20 protein-coding genes and 1 tRNA gene are annotated in these 20,527 nt (G+C 70.7%); 11 read left to right on the forward strand and 10 right to left on the reverse strand.

Annotated elements, in window-relative coordinates:
• Positions 1–56 precede the first annotated feature (56 nt).
• From galU to OG538_RS21660, 7 genes are all read left to right on the forward strand, one after another.
• The gene (gene galU / locus OG538_RS21630; protein ID WP_406096004.1) at positions 57–959 is read left to right on the forward strand and encodes a UTP--glucose-1-phosphate uridylyltransferase GalU; all 903 of its coding nucleotides are present in this window, start codon (positions 57–59) and stop codon (positions 957–959) included.
• Between the two features lie 4 nt (positions 960–963).
• Complete coding sequence (gene glp, locus OG538_RS21635) at positions 964–2,274, forward strand: gephyrin-like molybdotransferase Glp (protein WP_406096006.1); 1,311 nt, start codon at positions 964–966, stop codon at positions 2,272–2,274.
• Between the two features lie 122 nt (positions 2,275–2,396).
• Positions 2,397–2,897 carry a cyclic pyranopterin monophosphate synthase MoaC gene (gene moaC, locus OG538_RS21640; protein ID WP_406096007.1) on the forward strand — a complete coding sequence of 167 codons (501 nt, stop codon included), beginning with the start codon at positions 2,397–2,399 and terminating at the stop codon, positions 2,895–2,897.
• The gene (locus tag OG538_RS21645) at positions 2,894–3,412 is read left to right on the forward strand and encodes a molybdenum cofactor biosynthesis protein B (RefSeq protein WP_406096009.1); all 519 of its coding nucleotides are present in this window, start codon (positions 2,894–2,896) and stop codon (positions 3,410–3,412) included. The genes moaC and OG538_RS21645 overlap by 4 nt, the downstream gene beginning before the upstream one ends.
• A 17-nt stretch (positions 3,413–3,429) precedes the next feature.
• Positions 3,430–4,044: a GNAT family N-acetyltransferase gene (locus OG538_RS21650; RefSeq protein WP_406096011.1), complete on the forward strand. Its 615-nt coding sequence runs from the start codon at positions 3,430–3,432 to the stop codon at positions 4,042–4,044.
• A gap of 163 nt (positions 4,045–4,207) precedes the next feature.
• Positions 4,208–5,377 carry a gephyrin-like molybdotransferase receptor GlpR gene (glpR, locus tag OG538_RS21655; RefSeq protein WP_406096014.1) on the forward strand — a complete coding sequence of 390 codons (1,170 nt, stop codon included), beginning with the start codon at positions 4,208–4,210 and terminating at the stop codon, positions 5,375–5,377.
• Between the two features lie 98 nt (positions 5,378–5,475).
• A tRNA-Ala gene (locus tag OG538_RS21660) sits at positions 5,476–5,549 on the forward strand.
• A gap of 195 nt (positions 5,550–5,744) precedes the next feature.
• Here the strand turns inward: OG538_RS21660 and OG538_RS21665 are convergent.
• Positions 5,745–6,302 carry a TetR/AcrR family transcriptional regulator gene (locus tag OG538_RS21665; protein WP_406096016.1) on the reverse strand — a complete coding sequence of 186 codons (558 nt, stop codon included), beginning with the start codon at positions 6,300–6,302 and terminating at the stop codon, positions 5,745–5,747.
• Between the two features lie 95 nt (positions 6,303–6,397).
• Here OG538_RS21665 and OG538_RS21670 point away from each other — a divergent pair, with 95 nt between their 5' ends.
• The gene (locus OG538_RS21670) at positions 6,398–7,015 is read left to right on the forward strand and encodes a DUF2867 domain-containing protein (protein ID WP_406096018.1); all 618 of its coding nucleotides are present in this window, start codon (positions 6,398–6,400) and stop codon (positions 7,013–7,015) included.
• 116 nt (positions 7,016–7,131) lie between these two features.
• On the opposite strand, the gene OG538_RS21675 is transcribed toward OG538_RS21670, so the two are convergent.
• On the reverse strand, positions 7,132–7,281 hold the full coding sequence (locus OG538_RS21675; RefSeq protein WP_406096020.1) for a hypothetical protein: 150 nt from the start codon (positions 7,279–7,281) through the stop codon (positions 7,132–7,134).
• Positions 7,282–7,808: 527 nt separating this feature from the next.
• Here OG538_RS21675 and OG538_RS21680 point away from each other — a divergent pair.
• The gene (locus OG538_RS21680) at positions 7,809–8,843 is read left to right on the forward strand and encodes a glycoside hydrolase family 11 protein (protein ID WP_406096022.1); all 1,035 of its coding nucleotides are present in this window, start codon (positions 7,809–7,811) and stop codon (positions 8,841–8,843) included.
• 163 nt (positions 8,844–9,006) lie between these two features.
• Here OG538_RS21680 and metF read toward each other — a convergent pair whose 3' ends face one another.
• The 7 genes from metF to OG538_RS21715 all read right to left on the reverse strand — a co-directional run bounded on the left by metF (position 9,007) and on the right by OG538_RS21715 (position 15,729).
• A complete protein-coding gene (metF, locus tag OG538_RS21685) occupies positions 9,007–10,059 on the reverse strand; it encodes a methylenetetrahydrofolate reductase [NAD(P)H] (protein ID WP_406096024.1) in 1,053 nt (350 codons plus the stop codon).
• Positions 10,056–11,030 carry a carbohydrate kinase family protein gene (locus tag OG538_RS21690; RefSeq protein ID WP_406096026.1) on the reverse strand — a complete coding sequence of 325 codons (975 nt, stop codon included), beginning with the start codon at positions 11,028–11,030 and terminating at the stop codon, positions 10,056–10,058. Before OG538_RS21690 ends, metF begins: the two co-directional genes overlap by 4 nt.
• 1 nt (position 11,031) lies before the next feature.
• A complete protein-coding gene (gene metK / locus OG538_RS21695) occupies positions 11,032–12,225 on the reverse strand; it encodes a methionine adenosyltransferase (RefSeq protein ID WP_406096028.1) in 1,194 nt (397 codons plus the stop codon).
• 197 nt (positions 12,226–12,422) lie between these two features.
• Positions 12,423–12,755, reverse strand: coding sequence for an antibiotic biosynthesis monooxygenase (locus OG538_RS21700; protein ID WP_401290753.1), 333 nt, complete (start codon positions 12,753–12,755; stop codon positions 12,423–12,425).
• A 77-nt stretch (positions 12,756–12,832) separates the two neighbouring features.
• Complete coding sequence (locus tag OG538_RS21705; protein WP_406096030.1) at positions 12,833–14,101, reverse strand: 3-deoxy-7-phosphoheptulonate synthase; 1,269 nt, start codon at positions 14,099–14,101, stop codon at positions 12,833–12,835.
• 61 nt (positions 14,102–14,162) lie between these two features.
• The gene (locus tag OG538_RS21710) at positions 14,163–14,861 is read right to left on the reverse strand and encodes an O-methyltransferase (protein ID WP_406096032.1); all 699 of its coding nucleotides are present in this window, start codon (positions 14,859–14,861) and stop codon (positions 14,163–14,165) included.
• A gap of 61 nt (positions 14,862–14,922) precedes the next feature.
• Positions 14,923–15,729 (reverse strand): hypothetical protein, encoded by an 807-nt coding sequence (locus OG538_RS21715; RefSeq protein WP_406096034.1) that lies wholly within the window; start codon positions 15,727–15,729, stop codon positions 14,923–14,925.
• Between the two features lie 598 nt (positions 15,730–16,327).
• Here OG538_RS21715 and OG538_RS21720 point away from each other — a divergent pair.
• Entirely contained in the window at positions 16,328–18,028 is a 1,701-nt protein-coding gene (locus OG538_RS21720) for a class I adenylate-forming enzyme family protein (RefSeq protein WP_406096036.1), read from the forward strand.
• A 17-nt stretch (positions 18,029–18,045) separates the two neighbouring features.
• Here OG538_RS21720 and OG538_RS21725 read toward each other — a convergent pair whose 3' ends face one another.
• Positions 18,046–18,948, reverse strand: coding sequence for a LysR family transcriptional regulator (locus tag OG538_RS21725; protein WP_406096038.1), 903 nt, complete (start codon positions 18,946–18,948; stop codon positions 18,046–18,048).
• A 141-nt stretch (positions 18,949–19,089) separates the two neighbouring features.
• On the opposite strand from OG538_RS21725, the gene OG538_RS21730 reads away from it, so the two are divergent.
• A complete protein-coding gene (locus OG538_RS21730; protein ID WP_406096040.1) occupies positions 19,090–20,508 on the forward strand; it encodes an MFS transporter in 1,419 nt (472 codons plus the stop codon).
• Positions 20,509–20,527: the final 19 nt, after the last annotated feature.

The following is a 20,527-nucleotide window of genomic DNA, read 5'->3' on the forward strand; positions in this document are numbered from 1 at the left end:
ACAAAGTTAACCGGAGCCTCATCTTCCGCCCATGTACGCCGGTTAGGGTTCGGCGCATGACTCAGTCGAACCTCAGGATCAGCAAGGCTGTCATCCCGGCGGCGGGCCTCGGTACCCGCTTCCTGCCGGCCACCAAAGCCACTCCCAAAGAGATGCTGCCTGTCGTCGACAAGCCTGCCATCCAGTACGTCGTCGAGGAGGCGGTAGCCGCCGGACTCTCCGACGTCCTGATGATCACCGGTCGCAACAAGCGTCCCCTGGAGGACCACTTCGACCGCAATTACGAACTGGAGTCGGCGCTGACCCGCAAGGGCGACGCCGAACGGCTTCGCCGGGTCCAGGAGTCGAGCGACCTCGCCACCATGCACTACGTCCGCCAGGGTGACCCGAGGGGCCTCGGTCACGCGGTGCTGTGCGCGGCCCCGCACGTCGGCGACCAGCCGTTCGCGGTCCTGCTCGGCGACGACCTGATCGACCCCCGCGACCCGCTGCTGGCGCGCATGGTGGAGATCCAGGAGCGCGAGGGAGGCAGCGTCATCGCGCTCATGGAGGTCGCGCCCGAACTGATCCACCAGTACGGCTGCGCGGCCGTCGAGCCGACCGCCGAGGGCGACGTGGTGCGGATCACCGGCTTGGTCGAGAAGCCCGAGCCCGCCGACGCGCCCAGCAATCTGGCCATCATCGGCCGCTACGTCCTGGACCCCGCGGTCTTCGCCATACTGCGCAGGACCGAGCCGGGCCGCGGCGGCGAGATCCAGCTGACGGACGCCCTCCAACTCCTGGCCGAGGACGAGAAGGCCGGCGGTCCGGTGCACGGTGTCGTCTTCAAGGGCCGCCGCTATGACACCGGTGACCGGAGCGATTACCTCCGTGCCATTGTCAGACTTGCGTGCGAACGTGAAGACCTGGGTCCGGAGTTCCGGACCTGGCTCCGCAGTTACGTCACCGAGGAGATGTAGGACCTTGAGCAGCACGATCTGGTCGGTGGACGAGCACCTGGAAGACATCCTCGCCGCGGTGAGGCCGCTCGAACCCATCGAGCTGCAACTGCCCGAGGCCCAGGGCTGCGTCCTGGTCGAGGACGTCGTGGTGGAGATCGCCCTGCCGCCCTTCGACAACAGCTCGATGGACGGCTACGCGGTGCGCGTCGCCGATGTGGAGGGCGCCACCGAGGAGTTCCCCGCCGTCCTCACCGTCATCGGAGACGTCGCGGCGGGCGATACCGGCCTGCTCGGCAACCAGCGTGTGGGGCCGGGCGAGGCCGCACGCATCATGACGGGTGCCCCGCTCCCTGCCGGTGCCGAGGCCGTGATCCCGGTCGAATGGACCGACGGCGGCAGCGGCGGTGGGCCCGCCGCCACGATGCGCGCCCACAGTGACGACCCCGAGGGCGCGCGCGGCGAGGTCCGCGTGCACCGCCCGGCCGAGGCCCGCGCCCACGTCCGGGCCCGCGGCAGCGACGTGCGGCCGGGGGACATGGCGCTGCGCGCCGGTTCGGTGGTGGGGCCGCCCCAGATCGGCCTGCTCGCCGCGATCGGCCGCTCGACGGTGAAGGTGCGGCCCCGGCCGCGCGTCGTCGTCATCTCCACCGGCAGCGAACTGGTCCAGCCCGGCGAGGAACTGACCGGCGGCCAGATCTACGACTCGAACAGCTTCGCGCTGACGGCCGCCGCGCGCGACGCCGGAGCGATCGCCTACCGCGTCGGCGCCGTCTCCGACGATGCGCAGACGCTCCGGGCCACGATCGAGGACCAGCTGATCCGTGCCGACATCGTCGTCACGACGGGAGGCGTCAGCGTGGGCGCGTACGACGTCGTCAAGGAGGCCCTGTCCTCCGTCGGCGACGAGGACGAGCCGGGCGGCGGCGTCGACTTCCGCAAGCTCGCCATGCAGCCGGGCAAGCCGCAGGGCTTCGGCTCCATCGGCCCCGATCACACCCCGCTGCTGGCACTGCCTGGTAACCCGGTCTCCAGTTACGTCTCCTTCGAACTGTTCGTACGACCCGCGATCCGCACCCTGATGGGCCTGCCCGACGTGAACCGCCCGACCGTCAGGGCCTCGTTGGTCACCGACAAGGCGCTGTCCTCGCCGGCCGGCAAACGGCAGTTCCTGCGCGGGACGTACGACGCGGAGGCGGGCACGGTCACCCCCGTCGGCGGCTCCGGATCGCATCTGATCGCCGCTCTCGCCCGGGCGGACGCCCTGATCGTGCTGCCCGAGGACGTCACTTCCGCCGAGCCCGGCGCGGACACCGAGGTGATCGTGCTCCGCTGACCGGCGCCCGGTGGCGGTACGGTGTCTGCCGCTGTGCCTTCCGGGGGACACCCCCCGGACCCCGGGCCTGCACCCCGGTGCAGCCCCGGGGCAACCGGCGCCCTACCGCTAGGCGGAGTTAGTTGAGTACGCAGAACAGGCTGACGCACATCGACGAGGCGGGCGCCGCCCGTATGGTCGACGTCTCCGCGAAGGACGTCACCGCGCGTGTCGCCCGCGCCAGCGGCAGGGTCCTCGTCTCGCCGCGTGTCATCGAGCTGCTCCGGGGCGGGGGGGTCCCCAAGGGCGACGCCCTCGCCACCGCGCGCATCGCCGGGATCATGGGCGCCAAGCGCACCCCCGACCTCATCCCCCTCTGCCACCCCCTCGCCGTCTCCGGCGTCACGGTCGACCTCGCCGTGGCCGACGACGCCGTGGAGATCACGGCCACCGTGAAGACGACGGACCGCACCGGCGTGGAGATGGAGGCCCTGACCGCGGTGTCGGTCGCCGCGCTCACCGTCATCGACATGATCAAGGCCGTCGACAAGTCCGCGGTCATCACTGATGTCCGGGTCGAGGCGAAGTCGGGCGGCAAGTCCGGCGACTACCGGCACCATGCGCCTTCCGGGGCGGAGGCATGAGCGCCCAGGGGCCGGCTGCCGCCGGCTACCGGGCCCTCGTGGTGACGGCGTCGAACCGCGCCGCCGCCGGGGTCTACGCGGACAAGGGTGGCCCGCTGATCACCGAGGCGCTGTCCGCGCTCGGCTTCACCGTCGACGGGCCGCAGGTCGTCCCGGACGGCGACCCGGTCGAGCAGGCGCTGCGGGACGGGGTGGCCGCCGCGTACGACGTCATCGTGACCACCGGCGGTACGGGCATCTCGCCCACCGACCGCACCCCCGACGTCACGCGCAACGTCCTGGACCACGAAGTCCCCGGCATCCCCGAGGCGATCCGTGCCGAGGGCCGGGACAAGGTCCCCACGGCCGCGCTCTCGCGCGGTCTGGCGGGCGTCGCCGGCCGTACGCTCATCGTCAATCTGCCCGGGTCCACCGGCGGGGTGCGAGATGGGCTCGCGGTCCTGAGCCGACTCCTGGTGCACGCCGTCGACCAGCTCCGCGGCGGCGATCACCCCCGACCCGGGAGCCCGAGCTGAACGTCCCGACGTGGCCGGTGATCCTGGTGGACGGCGATGTCGCCCTCCGGCCGATAAAGGCGCGTGACCAGCGCATGTGGCGCGAGGTCAACCGGCGCAACCGGGACTGGCTGCGCCCCTGGGAGGCGACCGTGCCCCCGCCCGCCCCCGGCGGACCGGTGGCCCAGCGCCCCACGTACCGCCAGATGGTCCGTCATCTGCGGGCCGAGGCCAACGCCGGCCGGATGCTGCCGTTCGCGATCGAGTACGAGGGCCGGCTGGTCGGTCAGCTGACCGTGGCCGGGATCACCTGGGGCTCGATGTGCTCGGGCCATGTCGGCTACTGGGTGGACCAGGAAGTGGCGGGGCGGGGCGTGATGCCGACCGCGGTCGCCCTCGCCGTCGACCATTGTTTCCGCGCGGTCGGACTGCACCGCATCGAGGTGTGCATTCGCCCCGAGAACGGGCCCAGCCGTCGGGTCGTGGAGAAACTCGGATTCCGCGAGGAAGGGCTTCGGCCCCGCTATCTGCACATCGACGGCGCCTGGCGGGACCATCTGATCTACGCGCTCACCGCGGAGGAGGTGCCCGACGGGCTCCTCCGGAGGTGGCACCGCGCACGTCCCGAACGTCCGGAGTACCGCTCAAAATGAAATGTCTGTTCGAAATTGATCGGGCGGTGACCGCTAACGAGCGGGCAAACATCGACTGTTGATCCGAACAATCACAAAAAAAGTCCGTGATATCAGCCGGATCGTGCGACACACCGCGCCAATTGGCGGATGCCTCCACGCAAACCCCTCTACGGTGTGAGATGTGAGCAGCAGCGGCCTGATCTACGCAGTCATTGTCGGGGCCTGGGCCGCCTACTTGGTGCCGATGTGGCTCCGCAGGCAGGACGAGCTCAACGAAGCCCGTCCGACGGAACGCTTCAGCACCGCCATCCGGCTGCTGTCCGGACGGGCGGCGATGGAGCGCCGGTATGCCAGGGAACTGCGGGAGCGCACCGACGAGGAGGCGGCGCCCGACGCCGACCCGGACGCAGTCACGGACCGAATGGATTCCGTCGACGTCCGGGCCTTTTCCGCGCCTCCGGCGCACACCGAGGCCCGGGTGCACGACCCGGCTCGTACGCCGGAGCGCCCCGCCCAGGAGCGGGGGGCGCAGAAGCGCCAGGCCCGCGAACGGCCCGTGCCCCCTTCCGATTCCTCCGCATCCGAGCCCGCCAGGCGTCCGCGCCCCGGCGGAATCGACGCGGAGCGTGCCCGGCGTGCGCAGCGCCTGCAGGTCCTCGCGCGCCGTCGCCGCACCACCGTCGTCCTCTTCCTCGGGTTCACGCTCGGTGCGGTCGTCGCCGCGGTCGGCGGCCTCCGCCTGCTCTGGGCCCCGGCCGTTCCGGCAGTGCTCCTGAGCACGTACATCGTGCACCTGCGTGCCCAGGAGCGGCGCAGGTTCGCCTTCACCATGGACCGGCGCCGGGCGGAGATCGCGGCGCAGCGGCTCCGGGAGAACCGCCCCCGCCGCCATCAGCCGGCCACGACCGCCTCGGCCGACTCCGACGAGGATCCGGAAGCCCGCCACCCCGTCCCCGAGCCCACTCCCACGGTCTCCCCGCAGGAAGCCGGCCGCCGCGCCCTGGTCGAGCAGACGGACCACGCGGAGTGGGTCGACCAGCAGCGCGAGCGTGGCCGGGTCCAGGGCGACAGCTGGGAGCCCGTCCCGGTCCCGCTGCCGACCTACGTCACCGCCCCCGTCGCCCCACGGGCCACGGGCGGCATCGAGGTCGGCAACCCGGAGACCTGGAGCGCGGCACGCTCCAGCAGCGCCGAGCCGGCCCAGCCCGCCGCCCCGCAGACCGCGGCGACCCCGGTGGACCCTGCGCCGCGCCAGCGCTCGGCGCAGTCCCGCCGCTCCCGCGACAGGGGCCGTACCCCGCTCTTCGACCAGTACGACGAGGGCGACCGCCCCCGCGCGGCCAACGAGTGAGACGCCCGCTTCGCCCGCTGCGACACCGACTCGGCTGACCAGCGCGGAACGGATTTCCGAGCACCCCGGTCGGGGTGCTAAAGTTTCACTCGTTGCAAGGGCCTGTGGCGCAGTCTGGTAGCGCACCTCGTTCGCATCGAGGGGGTCTGGGGTTCAAATCCCCACAGGTCCACCGCGCAACTGTTCTTGAGTCAGCTCAGGAATGGTGAAGACCCCGTCCGATCGAAAGATCGGGCGGGGTCTTCGCGTTGCGCGGAAAGCGACGGACGGCCACGGCCCGCCGATGCCGGTTACCGCCAGCCCTTGGTGCCGATGAGTGGCAAGGCCGTGATGCTGTGCCGGCGGCAGCCCGCGGACTGGTGGCCGTTCAGTCCAACAGTCGCTTCCTGACCGCGCCGAGGACTTCCGCACGGCTGCGGGGGCCGTTGTCGGCGGCGATGAGGTGGTCGCCGATGCGCAGCGAGAAGGTGATCAGGCAGCGCGCCTCGACATCGCCCTCGTCTGGACAGAAGGCCCCGTAGAGCTCGCGCAGATAGTTCATGCGCCGGTTGTCGGCGCGGCGGAGGCGAAGTGCGACGCTTTCGTCGCGCCGGGCCCAGTCGCGGATCGCGAGCTCGATCCCGGCGTTGGTCACGGGGTTCTCGCCCGCCCCCACGAAGTCGAAGAGACGGCCGAGCCGCTCCCGGGCGTCGCCTCCGTCGCGTTCGATGCGCTCGATGACGCCCTCGGTGACCCCGCGCTCCCAGGTCTCGAGCATCTCGTCCAGCAGGGCGGCGCGGTTGCGGAAGTAACCGTAGAAGCCGCCCTTGCTGACTCCGAGGGCCTGGGCGAGGACCTCGACCCGGACGGCCTCGGGGCCACCGGCGGCGAGCGCCCGCAGCCCTTCCTCGATCCACTTGTCCCGCGGCGTGCGGATCGTGCCCATGCCGTGTCTCCCCTCGCTTGTCGCAGCGAGTATACGCAGCCGTATAGACGGCGCTATGCTCGATCTATACGGCACCGTATAGACAGGGGTCCGACATGAGCCATCTGCGCCTTCACCCGACCGACCACACCTCCCGCCCCTGGCGGATCCATGAGATCGCCGGCGACTTCCGGCTCGAGGACGTGTGGGAGCTGCCGACGCCGGGCGGCCCTGACGATCTGCACCACCTGGCTCAGCAAATGGCGGACGGCAAGGATGGCAAGGACGGCCCGGACGGCGGCAATCCCGTGGGCCGCTTCCTCTTCGCGGTGCGCTGGAAGCTGGGCTCGCTCCTCGGCTGGGACAAGCCGGAGTCGGGCGTGGGTGGCCGGGTGGCGACGCTGCGGGACCGGCTGCCGGACGACCTGCGCGACGGGCCGCGGGGGCCCGAATTCGCCGCGGCGCGCTTCACGTCGGTCTTTCAGACGCACGACGAGTGGGCGGCCGAGTACGCCAACGGGACGATGCACGGAGTGCTGCACATCGGCTGGGTCTCCGACGGGAGCGGTGGCTACCGCGGCCAGATGGCCGTCCTGGTGAAACCCAACGGCCGCCTCGGCTCGCTGTACATGCTGGGCATCAGACCCTTCCGGTATCTGGGGGTGTATCCGGCGTTGCTTCGATCGATCGGCCGGGAGTGGCGAGAGGGCGCGGAGCGCCGGTCGGCTCGCTGACGCTCAGTCACTAGCCGAGTGCCTGCCGCTGTGCGGGCAGGTGGCCGTCGGCAGTGCGCTACGGGTTCTGGACGGCATTGCCGGTGCATGCCTGCGAATGCCTCACGTGAACCGCTTCACGCTCGCTGGCTGCGGGCGAGGCGGTAGATGCCGTAGGTGATGCCCAGAATGATGTCCACGGCCACCCACCGCAGCTCAGAGCCCCTGTCGGAAAAACCCGGCAGGGGCTCTTTGGCGTGGCCGGCAGCGAAGTGCGGCATCCGCATCCGATCTTCCTCGGCATCCTCCGCGCGCGCGGATCGGGCCGCCCGCTGCGGCCGCAATCAGGCGAATCCCTCTCGTCCGTGGCGCCGGGCACTCTTCACCGACTCCTTCATCGAAAGTCTTCGAAACTTTCGAATGTTTCGATCGTTGATTCCGATGGCGTGATGAGGCCTCGTGAGTGCTTCCTGAATTTCTCGGACTCGACAGTGCCATTGACCTGGTATTTCGAGCCCTGGTGGCTTCGCGCGGTCGGTCGACTGTTTCGTAGCGAATGTCGAAACCATTGACAGTTGATGAGGGCACATCAACACTGGCGCCGTCGGCAGAGCTCAACCCCTGCTGATTCGGGTCCACCACGACCCGTCACCGGAGCCCGGCCGCCCCACACGCAACGGACGGCCCGGTTCGGCCGAGCCGCGTGACACCCCCACGCGGATGCGCCGTTGTCGCCCGTTCGTCGGCCCTCCGCAACGCGTGCCCCGCTGCCCGGCCCCCAACGGCCTTACGAGGACGAGGAGTTATTACGCACATGAACGCCGCACCCGCAAGAACAGTGAGCCGCACAAGCGGCCGCACCAAGCCAGTGAGCCGCTTCAAGCTGCTTGTCCGCAGTGTCTTCGCCATGGCGATGGCCACCATCGCCGCCATCGCACTGCCCGGTGCCGCCAGCGCCGACACCGCCGTCAACTCGAACCAGACCGGTACCAACAACGGTTACTACTACTCGTTCTGGACGGACAGTTCCGGAACCGTCTCGATGAACCTGGGATCCGGCGGCAACTACAGCACGTCGTGGAGCAACACGGGCAACTTCGTGGCCGGTAAGGGCTGGAGCACGGGTGGACGCCGCAGCGTCACCTACTCGGGCACCTTCAACCCGTCCGGGAACGCCTACCTGGCGCTCTACGGGTGGTCGACGAACCCGCTCGTGGAGTACTACATCGTCGACAACTGGGGCACCTACCGGCCCACGGGAACCTTCAAGGGCACCGTCACCAGTGATGGCGGCACGTACGACATCTACCAGACGACGCGCACCAACCAGCCCTCCATCGAAGGCACCAAGACCTTCCAGCAGTACTGGAGTGTCAGGCAGTCGAAGCGAACCGGCGGAACCATCACCACCGGCAATCACTTCGATGCGTGGGCCTCGAAGGGAATGAGCCTGGGGACCCACAACTACATGATCATGGCCACCGAGGGCTACCAGAGCAGCGGGAACTCCAACATCACGGTGGACGGTACCGGTGGCGGTAGTGGCGGCGGCACCGGTGGTGGCGGCACGGGCGGCGGTGGCGGTGGCTGCACCGCGACCCTCTCCGCGGGCGACAAGTGGAGCGACCGGTACAACCTCAACGTCGCGGTCTCCGGCTCCAGCAACTGGACCGTGACGATGAATGTCCCGTCTCCCGAGAAGGTCCTCTCGACCTGGAACACCACTGCCTCCTACCCGAGCGCCCAGGTACTGACGGCCAAACCCAACGGGAGCGGCAACAACTTCGGGGTCACCATCCAGACCAACGGGTCCTGGACCTGGCCGACGGTTTCCTGCAGTGCGGCGTGACCTTCCGTAGAGCACGTCCGTAACACCGCACCAGCGGGGCGGCGGCACCCCTGCCGCCGCCCCGATCGTGGCTCACATGCCGGACACCCGTGGAGCGGACTTGGGCACGCACGTGCGCGGGGGGACGGCGGCCGGGCTCACGGTCCGGGCCGCGGCAGCCGTGTCAACGGCGGGCATGAGCCGCTCCGCCCTCCGGCCCGAGGACCGCACCCCGTGCCCCCGCACCGGGCTCGGCGGGCAGGCGCAGTCGGCGGTGGATGTCCAGGGCGGCCGTGGAATGGTTGAGGGTGATGTAGTGCAGCCCGGGTGCCTGGGCGTCCAGGAGCTCCTGCGCGAGCGCGGTGGCGTGTTCCACTCCTATGCGGTGGGCCCGGGCCGGATCGTGCCGGGCCGCGTCCAGCCGGGCGGCGAGGTCGGCGGGGAACGTGGCGTTGCTGAGCTCGGCGAACCGGCGGATCTGCCGTACGTCGGTGGCGGGCATGATCTCGGGGATGACCGGGGTGTCGCAGCCTGCGGCCAGGAGCCGGTCGCGCAGGCCGAAGTAGTCCTCCGCGCGGAAGAACATCTGGGTGATGGCGTAATCGGCACCGGCCCGGCACTTCGCGGCGAAGTGCCGGATGTCCTCGTCCCAGCCGGCGGAGCGGGGGTGGCGCTCCGGGAAGGCCGCCACCCCGACGGAGAAGTCACCGCAGGCACGGATCAGCCGCACCAGGTCGGCGGCGTGCCGGAGCCCCTGCGGATGCGATGTCCACGATCCCCGCGGATCACCGGGCGGGTCGCCGCGCAGGGCGAGGATGTCCCGGATGCCCGCGTCGGCGTAACTGCCGATGATGCGGCGGAGTTCGGCGACGGAGTGGCCGACGGCAGTGAGGTGGGCGACCGGCCGCAGCGTGGTCTCCTCCGCGATGCGCCGGGTGAGATGGACGGTACGGGCACGCGAGGAGCCGCCCGCGCCGTAGGTGACCGAGACGAACGCGGGGCGTACCGCCTCGACGCGGCGCACGGCCTCCCACAGGAGACGCTCGCCCTTCTCCGTACGGGGCGGGAAGAACTCGAAGGAGTACGAGCGCACCCCCGCCGCCAGGAGCTGTGCCACGGACGGACGCGGCCCGGACGGAGGCCCGCCGGGCCGCGCACCGGCCGGCGGTGCGACGGCGGGCGGTGCGACGGCGGACGACGCCAGGACCGGCGACGCGGCGGCCGGTGCGGCGGTCATAGTGGTGCTCCCGCCATCAGGGCCGCAGCGCCGGGTCCGTAGGTGGCTGTCAGAGACTCCTCCAGCAGGCCGGGGTCCGGCTCGTAGGTCTGCGGTCCCACGCTCCGCAGTGCGAGGGTGGCCAGGGCGGATCCGGCCCTGGCCGCCCCCACCACATCGTGTCCGTGGCCGGTCGCGGACAGGAACCCGGCGCGGAACGCGTCACCGACACCCGTGGGGTCCACGGACTCGGTCGTGGGTACGGCCTCGACCTCGACGCAGGGCTCGCCGCGACGTTCGATGCGGCTGCCCTTGGCGCCCCGGGTGGTGATCCAGGTGCCGACCCGGTCCAGGACGTCCCGTTCGTGCCAGCCGGTCTTGTCGAGCAGGAGCGCCCGCTCGTACTCGTTGGTGAACAACAACTGCGCGCCGTCCACGAGTTCGCGGATAGCGGGTCCGTCCAGCCACGCCAGCTGCTGCGAGGGGTCGGCCGCGAACGGCATGCCGAGCGTGCGGCAGGTCCGCGTATGGCGGGCCATCGCGGCGGGGTCGTCGGCGCCGATGTGCACGAAGTCGAAACCGGCGCCGGCGCGGAGGACGTCGGCGAGGTCGATGACGGAGGCTTCGGCCATGGCGCCGGCGTAGAACGAGGCCAGCTGGTTGTCCGAGGCGTCGGTGGTGCAGATGAAGCGGGCGGTGTGGCGGGTCGCGGAGACACGGACCGCCCCCATGTCCACTCCGAGCGAGGCGAGGTGGGCGTGGTGCGTCTCGTAGTCCCGGCCCACCGCTCCCACCAGGAGGGGGCGATGGCCCAGACGGGCCAGGCCGTAGGCGATGTTGGCGCCCACGCCGCCGTGCCGGATGTCGAGGGTGTCGACGAGGAACGACAGGGAGATGTGGCCGAGTTGGCCGGCCAGGAGCTGATCCTCGAAACGGCCGGGGAAGACCATCAGGTGGTCGGTGGCGATGGAGCCGGTGACGGCGATTCGCACGTCACAGCCCCGCAGCCGTGCGCAGCGCGTCCACCCGGTCGGTGCGCTCCCACGTGAAGCCGGGGAGCTCGCGGCCGAAGTGGCCGTACGCGGCGGTCTGCGCGTAGACCGGACGCAGCAGGTCGAGATCGCGGATGATCGCGGCGGGGCGCAGGTCGAAGACGTCGCCGATGGCGGCTCCGATCCTGTCCTCGTCCACCGCGGCCGTGCCGAAGGTCTCGACGAAGAGCCCCACGGGTTCGGCCTTGCCGATCGCGTACGCGACCTGCACCTCGCAGCGCGTGGCGAGTCCGGCGGCGACGACGTTCTTCGCGACCCAGCGCATGGCGTAGGCAGCCGAACGGTCCACCTTCGAGGGGTCCTTGCCCGAGAAGGCGCCGCCGCCGTGACGGGCCATCCCGCCGTAGGTGTCGATGATGATCTTGCGGCCGGTCAGACCGGCGTCGCCCATCGGGCCGCCGATCTCGAAGCGCCCGGTGGGGTTGACCAGCAGCCGGTAGTTGTCCGTCTCCAGCTTCGTCCCCTGGGCGGCGAGTTCGGCGAGGACCGGTTCCACGACATGGCGTCGTACGTCGGGGGCGAGGAGTCCTCCGAGATCGATGCCGGCCGCGTGCTGGCTGGAGACGACGACGGTGTCGAGCCGGGTCGGGCGGTGCTCCCGGTACTCGATGGTGACCTGTGTCTTGCCGTCGGGGCGCAGGTAGGGCACGGTGCCGTCCTTGCGGACCTGGGTCAGTCTGGACGACAGCCGGTGGGCGAGCTGGATCGGCAGCGGCATCAACTCCGGTGTCTCGTCGCACGCGTAGCCGAACATCAGGCCCTGGTCACCTGCCCCCTGACCGTCCAGGGCGTCGGCCTGCCCGTCCTTCGTGTCGACGCCGAGGGCGATGTCGGGCGACTGCGCTCCGATGGAGACCGAGACCCCGCACGAGGCGCCGTCGAAGCCCTTCGTGGACGAGTCGTAGCCGATCTCCAGAATCCTGTCGCGGACCAGTTGCGCAATCGGGGCGTAGGCCGTGGTCGTGACCTCGCCGGCCACATGGACCTGGCCGGTGGTGATCAGGGTTTCCACGGCGACCCGGGATGCCGGGTCGCTGCGGAGCAGCGCGTCGAGGATGGAGTCGCTTATCTGGTCGGCGATCTTGTCGGGGTGGCCCTCGGTCACGGACTCGGAAGTGAACAGACGACGGGACACAGTGCTCCCTCGGGTTGCGGCGGCTACCGGCTCGGACGGGGTGGGGGCGGGAAGCGGAGCCCGGTGCGGGCGCCGGCTCCCGCCGCGGAACGGCCTCGCTGGGGAGGCCTGATCCGTGGCCGTCGCACGGGGGCCGCCGGCCGTGGACACGGCCGGCGGCCCCGGTGGGGACGGCCGGGCTGGAGAGTCCCGGGGCCTCAGCTCTCGGGGTGGTGGAGCGCGTACACGGTGTAGGCGTGCGGGTCGGGCTTGGCCAGCTCCGCCGCGCGTTCCCGGGCGGCCTGGATGTCGGGGTCGCCCAGTGCCGCCTTGATGTCGGCCTTGCTGCGCCACTGCGCGATGTAGAGGAGCCGCTTGCCGTCGTTGCTCGTGAGGAGGTTCACCGAGAGGCATCCCGTGTGGTGCCGGATGTACTTGTCGGCGCACTCGCTCATGACCTCGGCGAGTTCCTTCTGGTTCTCCGGGGCGACGTCGAAGACGTTGATCATGAAGGCCGCGCCGTCCTCGGCGCGGATGACGGTCTCGGTCATGGTGGTGTTCCTTTCCTTGGGGGACGGCACGTGCGGGACAGCTTCGGCGGGATGCCGTGCTGCGGTGGGTGCCGGGTTCATGCGGGCGGGTTCGCCCACACGCGTGCCACTTCGACGGCCTGGGCCGGGTTGAGGCGGGGGTCGCAGTGGGAGGACAGGGGGTGGGACGGTCCGCGGGCGCCGCGGCCGGAATCCACTTCGGAGAGGTCGTCGCCCCAGACGCATTCCGTGACGTCGTGCGGGGTCGTCTCCAGGTGCAGGCCGGCGGGCGTTCCGCCGGCCTCGGTCACCGCCTTCAGGAAGCCCCGGACCTCGGCGACGATCGCGGTCACCGGGCGGACCTTCGTACCGGCGGGCGAGGTCGCCGTGTTGCCGTGCATGGGGTCGCTCAGCCACACGACGCGGTGACCCGCCTCGCGTACGGCGGCGACGAGCGGCGGCAGCGCGGTGGCCACCGCCTCGGCGCCCATGCGGGCGATGAGGGTGAGGCGGCCGGGCTCGTGTCGAGGATCGAGCCGGGCGCACAGGGCGAGCAGGTCCTCCGGCTGCGTCGTGGGTCCGACCTTGCACGCCACCGGGTTGGCCACCTGGGCCAGCATCATGGCGTGCGGGCCGTCGTGCTGCCGCGTCCGCTCGCCGATCCACGGGAGGTGGGTGGAGGCCAGCAGGGTGTCACCGGTGACGGTGCGGCGCAGCAGGGGCAGTTCGTAGTCGAAGACGAGCGCCTCGTGGCTGGTCCACACCGGGGCGCCGGTGGGCGGCATCCAGGCGCTGGTGCGCTGTCGTAGATAGGTGACGGCACGGAACGCCGCGTGATAGCAGTCCAGCATGCGCGTCGGATCGGCCTGCCGGGCGGCGAGGGTGGGTTCGGGTCCGTTGACCAGATGGCCCCGGTAGACCGGCAGTTCGACCCCTCCGACGGTCTCGGTGGTCGCGCTGCGGGGCTTGGCGAACTGCCCGGCGATACGTCCGATGCGCACGACCGGCTTACCGGTGCCGGCCACCATCACACCGGCCAGCGCGTCGATCAGTCCGGCCTTGCGCATGACCGCCCACGGTTCGCACTCCGCCGGGTCCTCGGCGCAGTCCCCCGCCTGGACCACCAGGTACTGGCCGGCGGCGGCCTCGGCGAGCAGGGTCCTGAGCAGGCGGACCTCCTCCCAGGTGACCAGACCGGGCAGGTGGGCCAGTTCGGCGCGCACGGCCGCGGCCTGTACGGGGTCGGCCCAGACGGGCTGCTGTTCGGCCGTGCTCAGGTCCCAGGGATACTCCTCGTCGAGTTCCACGAACGGGCCTTCGGCCCCGAGCGAGGGAAGCGGGTGGCCCACTCCGGTCACGGCGTTCACGTGAGTCCTCCTTCCGGGCGTCTCCGGGGGCGTGGGGCTTGGCGCACTCTGCGGCGCGCCATCAGACCGGGGTCTCGCCGGACGGCAGCCGGCGGGCCATCGTCAGGCCGTCGGCGACCGGCAGCATGACCAGCTGTACGCGCTCGTCCTTGCGGGCGTGCTCGTTGAACGCCCGGACGGCGGCGGGCTTCATCGCGGGCTCGTCGTCGATCACCTCGCCGTTGAAGAGCGTGTTGTCGACCAGCAGGAGCCCGCCGGGGCGCAGACGCGGAACCAGCTCTTCCCAGTAGCCGATGTAGCCCGGCTTGTCCGCGTCGATGAAGGCGAGGTCCAGGTGAGGTTCGGCCGGCAGCGCGCGCAGGGTGTCCAGCGCGCTGCCGAGCCGCAGTTCGATGCGGTCGGCCACCCCGGCCCGGGACCAGAAGTCGCGCGCGAGGGACGTCCATTCGGCGGAGATGTCGCAGGTGATCAGTGAGCCGCCGGGCGGCAGGCCGCGGGCCAGGCAGAGCGAGGAGTACCCGGTGAAGGTGCCCACTTCGACGATGCTGCGGGCCCCGAGCAGCCGTACCAGGAAGGTCAGCAGGGCACCCTCCTCGGGCGCGACCGTCATGTGCGCCTGGTCGGGTATCGCCTTGTGCGTGTGCTCGATCAGTTCGGCGAGGACCGGGTCGGGCGTCATCCTGCCCTGGTCGAGGAGATAGGCGTGCAGTTCGGGGGTGAGGGCCAGGTTCCTGGCGGTCAGCGTGTCGTTCCGCAACACAGTGTGCTCCTGGGTACGTGGAGGAAGAGAGGAGGCAGGGCTGGGGCGGGCGGGACAGGTCTCAGATGTGCGCTACGTGCTCGGTGCGGCGCCATGCGGTGTAGGCGTGGCGGACGGCTTCGGTGTCGCGCGGAATGCGGGCGGTGAACTCCCGGAGGTCGCCGGCGCAGTGCAGCTCGAACCGGCGGCGCCGTGCGGGCCGGGCGTGGTCGCGTACGAAGTACATGACCGTCGATCCCCGCGGGCCCTCATGGGGGTTGTAGCCGCCGCCCTCCCACAGCAACCCGGCCTCGGCGCGCCAGGCGGTGACGAGGCTTTCGAGAACGGCCGCGTCCGGGCGTCCGCACACGAACGCGGTGTGCTGCTCGAAGCCGTGCGCGACCTCGGACTTCTCGATGTCCCGGTCGAACGCGGCGCTGTCGCGGGGGAAGAGGAACACCTCGACCGAGGCGTGGCGCCGGCCGTCGGGTAACTCCGGCCGGATGCGCGTGATGTGGACGCCCGCCTCCGTCGGATCAAGACCGTAGCGCTCGCTCAGTCTTCGGCGGACCACCGTGCTGGGCACGGTGGGGAGCGGAGCGAGGCCCTGTTGTTCCAGGTGGTGCAGGCCCGCGTCGAGGGTGCGCGGGAACAACAGCACGGCGCAGTGGTCGAAGGTGCAGTGCTGTTCGGTCAGGAAGGTGGCATCGCCGCCGGTCTCCACCAGCGAGAGGAGTGACGAGGCCGACGCGGTCCACGCGGAACGGGCATCGTGGATGGCGTCGGAGAGACGCCCCAGGTCGGCTCCGGAGAAGGCGCTTTCCCCGGAGATGAAATCGAAGGGCCGCGTGCGTTCATTCGCTTTACCGGAAGGTCGTGCAACGGACATCGATACCTCCTGTGTCGGGGCCGTCGACATTCTGGGGCGGTTCTCTCCCGCTCAGCAAGCCCGCCTGGGGAGGCGAAATCAAGAAATGCGCGGCCGGAAATGATTCGGCCCCGTAAACGTGCCGGATGTCCTGGGCGAATGCGTTGTTTCGGTCTTCGCGATGGCATCCATCGGCCTCACCGAACGACTGTGCGGAGGTCGGGCACATGGATGGTTCGGGCGAATTTTCGGACCGTCTCCATTGAGATTTCTTACCGACCCGAGCCCGAAGGAGCGCAGGCCGGAGCGCGATGACACAGCAAGGCGCCCGGTATCCGGGCCGGCGGCGCATGGTTCGGCCCGGCCGATGTCACGGATCGGACGGGCCGAACCGTGCGCCGCCGGCCGCTGTGAATCCGGGGCTGCCAACGGAAACCGATCACGGGATAAGGGTTGCTTATTGTTTTTCCAGGGCGGTCAGGATCATAAATATTTATGAGGGGTTCCCTGGACGATTCCTCGGCTCACGGCCCAGAATCCGTGTCGGCCTGCCGACGCATGTTCGTTCTGCCGTAGACGGAGGATCCTCGTGAGCACTCCCCACCCAGAATCGACGACAATGCTTCCGACGTTCACCGAAGCTCTGGACCGTGCCGCCGCCCGTGGTGCGGGGCCTGCCGTGTGGGACGGCGCCCTGTGGCGGACCTGGCGCGACTGCCGGCTCCAGGCCGAGCGGACCGCCGGGGTCCTGGTCCGGCGGGGGCTGCGGGCCGGTGACGTACTGGCGGCCCAACTGCCCAACTGCTGGGAGTGGGTGGTGCTGCACGCGGCCACCGCACGGCTGGGCGTCCTGCTGCTCCCGCTGCACGCGAACTACGGGGTCCGTGAGGTGCGGTCGCTGATCGAGCAGTCCGGGGCCGTCGCGCTGGTGGCACGTGGGGCGCACCGTGGCCGGGACCGCGTGGGCGACCTCGTCGCCCTGCGCGAACACTGTCCGTCCCTGCGGGACGTCTGGGTCTCCTCCGGACCGCCCTCGGGCACCGGCGCATCCCGGCTGAGGACGCTCGGGCTCCGGGACTCGGCCGAGCTGTTGGAAGAGGCCCCGGACCCGGCCGGGACACCCGTGGACCGTCCGCAGGACCCGGACGCGCCACTGATGCTCCTCGCCTCCTCGGGAACGACGTCCCGGCAGCCCAAACTCTGCGTGCACACCCATGCGGGCCTGCTCGGCAACGCGGCAGCCGTGGCGCACGACGGCGGTCTCGGCGCGACGGACACGATCGTCTCCGCGAGCCCGCTCAGCCATGCCTTCGGTCTGCTCTCGGTGCACCTGGCGCTGGTCACCGGTGGACGCGTCGGCCTCTTCGAGGGGTGGGACGCGCGGCGATTTTTGGCGGCCCTGCGCGCCGCTTCGGCGACCGCGGCGTTCGCGGTGCCGGCTCAACTGCGCGACGTACTGGCCGTACTGAACGAGGAGGCGCCCGGCGCCGGCGCCCGGGCCCGACTGCGCGAGGTACGCACCGGCGGCGCACCCGTGCCCCGCGAGCTGGCCGACGACGTACGCCGCACGCTGGGCGCGCGCCTCATCGTCCAGTGGGGCATGACGGAGATCGGCGCGGGCACCTGCACACGTCCCGGCGATCCGCCCGAAGCGGCATCCACCATAGGGCGGCCGGTGTCCGGCGCGGAGGTCAGAGTGGTGGACAGGGACGGTGCCCCTGTCGCGCCGGGTACGGCCGGAGAGCTGCAGTACCGCAGTCCCTACATGTTCCGCGGGTACCACGGTGCCCAGGAGCTCACCCGGGCCGCGCTCACCGACGACGGCTGGCTCCGCTCCGGGGACCTGGCGGCACTCAACCCGGACGGCTCGGTCGGCTACCGGGGACGCGCCGACGAACTGATCAACCGCGGCGGACTGAAGTTCAGCGCGCTGGAGGTGGAGGAACTGCTCAACGATCTTCCGCAGCTCGCGCAGCACGCCGTGCTGGGGCGGCCGGATCCGCGCCTCGGCCAGCGCTCCTGCCTGGTGGCCGCGCTCCGCGCGGGCGCCGGTGAACTGACCCTGGGGGAGGTGACCGCCCATCTGGCGGCCAAGGGGCTGGCCACCTACAAACTGCCCGAGCAACTGGTGATCATCGACGCACTGCCCACCACGGTCACCGGAAAGATCGCCCGCGCCCGGCTGAAGGCGATCCCCCTGCCGCCACTCGCGGAGCCGCGGACGACGACCCCACCGCCGCCCGCACCCGCATCGTCGACGACAGCGCCGGCCCCCGCACCGCTGGGCACCGCACCCGAACCGCAGGCCGTGCGGCCGTGACCGGGTATCGGCGGTGGTCAGCCGCCCAGCTGCTCGCGCAACACCGCCTGGAAACCCGCCAGACTGGGGTTGGTGGAATTGCGGTCCAGCCAGGTCATGGTCACCGTGGTGCGCAGGTCGGTGTCGCCGACCTCCACGACGGCCACCTCACCCCGGTCGGCCTGTCCGCGTACGGAGATCAGCGGGAGCAGCGCGCAGCCCATTCCGGCCGCCACGCACGCGCCCAGGGTGCCGATGCCGGAGACCTCCGCGATCGGCTCCTTCGAGGGCGCGGCCCCGAAGGTGTTGTCGTACATCTCCCGGAAGCCGCACCCCCGCTCGGTGGCGAGAAACGGCTCCGCCACCAGCTCGTCCAGGCCGGCCCGTCCGCGTTCGGCGAGGTGGTGGCCCGGAGGCACGATGACGACCAGCGGCTGTTCGGCCAGGGTCTCGAAGCGCAGGCTCGCGTCGGCGGGCGGTTCACCGAAGGTCAGGCAGAGGTCCAGGTCGCCCCTGCGCACCGCCTTGTACAGCTCGCCGCGGCTGTCCTGCCCGACCCGCACCCGGGACTGCGGGTAGAGCGACCGGTAGTACGTGAGAACGGTGGGCAGCAGGTGCAGCCCCACTGTCTCCAGCGTCCCGATGGCCAGTTCCGAACCGGGGCGCGAGACAGCCCACCGTGTCTCCTCCAGAAGTTTCAGGATTCGGTCGGTGTACTCCGACAGCACCGCACCCTGCGCAGTGAGCCGGACTTTACGCTGCGACCTGTCGAGGAGGTCGACCCCCAATTCGCGTTCCAATGACTGAATTTGGTCGCTCACACTGGACTGCGCGTAGTGCAGCTCACGGGCCGCCTGCGTGACGCTGAGTGTCCGGGCCACCGTTTCGAACGTCCGAAGATGCCGCAACTCCATGCTGATGCCCCCCAGTTGCTGATCCATCGGTCGTGCCGATGTCACCCATAGGGTATTCCCTCCGCCACCAGCGTCAATTCCACTTCCGGGTCCGCTTGAATGAAGAGTCCGTCCCGACGAACCGGCTCCGGCGACGGAAAGACCGATTCTGAATCCGAGGAGAAACACATGGCAACGCAGGCGGAACCACAGCGGGCTTCCGTCACCGAGGAACCGACCGGTAAGCCGTCGCGCACTCTGCTGGTAGGACTTTCACTCGGCTACTTCATGGTCCTGCTGGACATGACCATCGTCTCGGTCGCCCTCCCCGCCATCTCCCGGGATCTGCACATCGGGCTGAGCGGGCTGCAGTGGGTCACCAACGGCTACACCATCACCTTCGCCGCGCTGCTGCTCACGGCGGGCTGGCTGTCGGACCGGTACGGCGGGCGGCGGATCTTCATCTGGGGACTCGTCGCGTTCGGAGTGCTCTCCGGCGTCTCGGCCGCGGCGACGACGCTCAACGCTCTCGTGGTGCTGCGCCTGGCCCTCGGCGTGGCGGGAGCACTTCTGCTTCCGGCATCGCTGGCCGTGATCACCAACGCGTACACCGAGGCGGCCGAGCGGGCCCGCGCGGTCGGCTCCTGGGCCGCGATCACCGGCGCCGCGCTCGCCGCCGGTCCGCTGGTGGGCGGTGTCCTGACCGACACGGTCGGGTGGCGGGCCATCTTCCTGATCAACGTGCCGCTGGCCGTGGTCAGCCTGGTCATCACCCTGCGACTGGCCCCGGAGACCGCGCGCAAGCAGCGCAGTGGCCTCGACCTGACCGGACAGCTCAGCGGGGTGACCGCTCTGGCGGCGCTGGTGTACGGCCTGATCGAGGGCCCCTCCAAGGGCTGGTCGGACGGGGGCGTGCTGATCGCCTTCGCGCTGGCGGTGGCCGCGGTGGTGACCTTCCTCGTGGCCGAGTCCCGTGCCGGTGACGCGGCGATGCTTCCGCTGCGGATGTTCCGCAGCCGTGGCTTCTCGTCCGCGCTGGCGGCCGGCCTGCTGGCCAACTTCGGCCTGTCCGGGCTCCTGTTCGTGCTGTCGCTCTTCTTCCAGGACAGCCGCGGGTACTCCTCCTTCAGCGCCGGCCTCGCCTTCCTCCCGCTGACGCTGCCGACCGCGTTCAACCCGATCTACACCGGCCGGCTCGTCGGCCGTATCGGCCCGCGCCGCCCGGCCACGATCGGCTTCGTCCTGATGGGCACCGGCGCGCTGCTCCAGGCGCCGTTCACCGGAAACTCCGCCATCGATCTCACCGTCACCGTGGTGGGCCTGCTCGCCTTCGGGTTCGGGATCTCCTTCGCCCTGCCCGCCCTGGTGGCCGGGATGGCGAGCTCGATCCCGGTCGACCTCGCCGGCATCGGGGCAGGCGCCCTCAACTCCGCGCGTCAGGTGGGCGCCTCGCTGGGCGTCGCCGCCTTCGGCGTGATCCTCAACCTCGCCTCGACCAACGCCGACGGGACCCGGTGGGCCCTGGTCGCCGGCGGGGTGGCCCTGCTGATCGGTGCTCTCATCACCGGCACCGGGCTGCGCGGGAAGACCCCCTCTCCCGCACGCTGACCCGCCGCCTCACCGGCAG

This window comes from Streptomyces sp. NBC_01013 (genome assembly GCF_045162765.1).
In the GTDB taxonomy this organism is placed as follows: Bacteria; Actinomycetota; Actinomycetes; order Streptomycetales; family Streptomycetaceae; genus Streptomyces.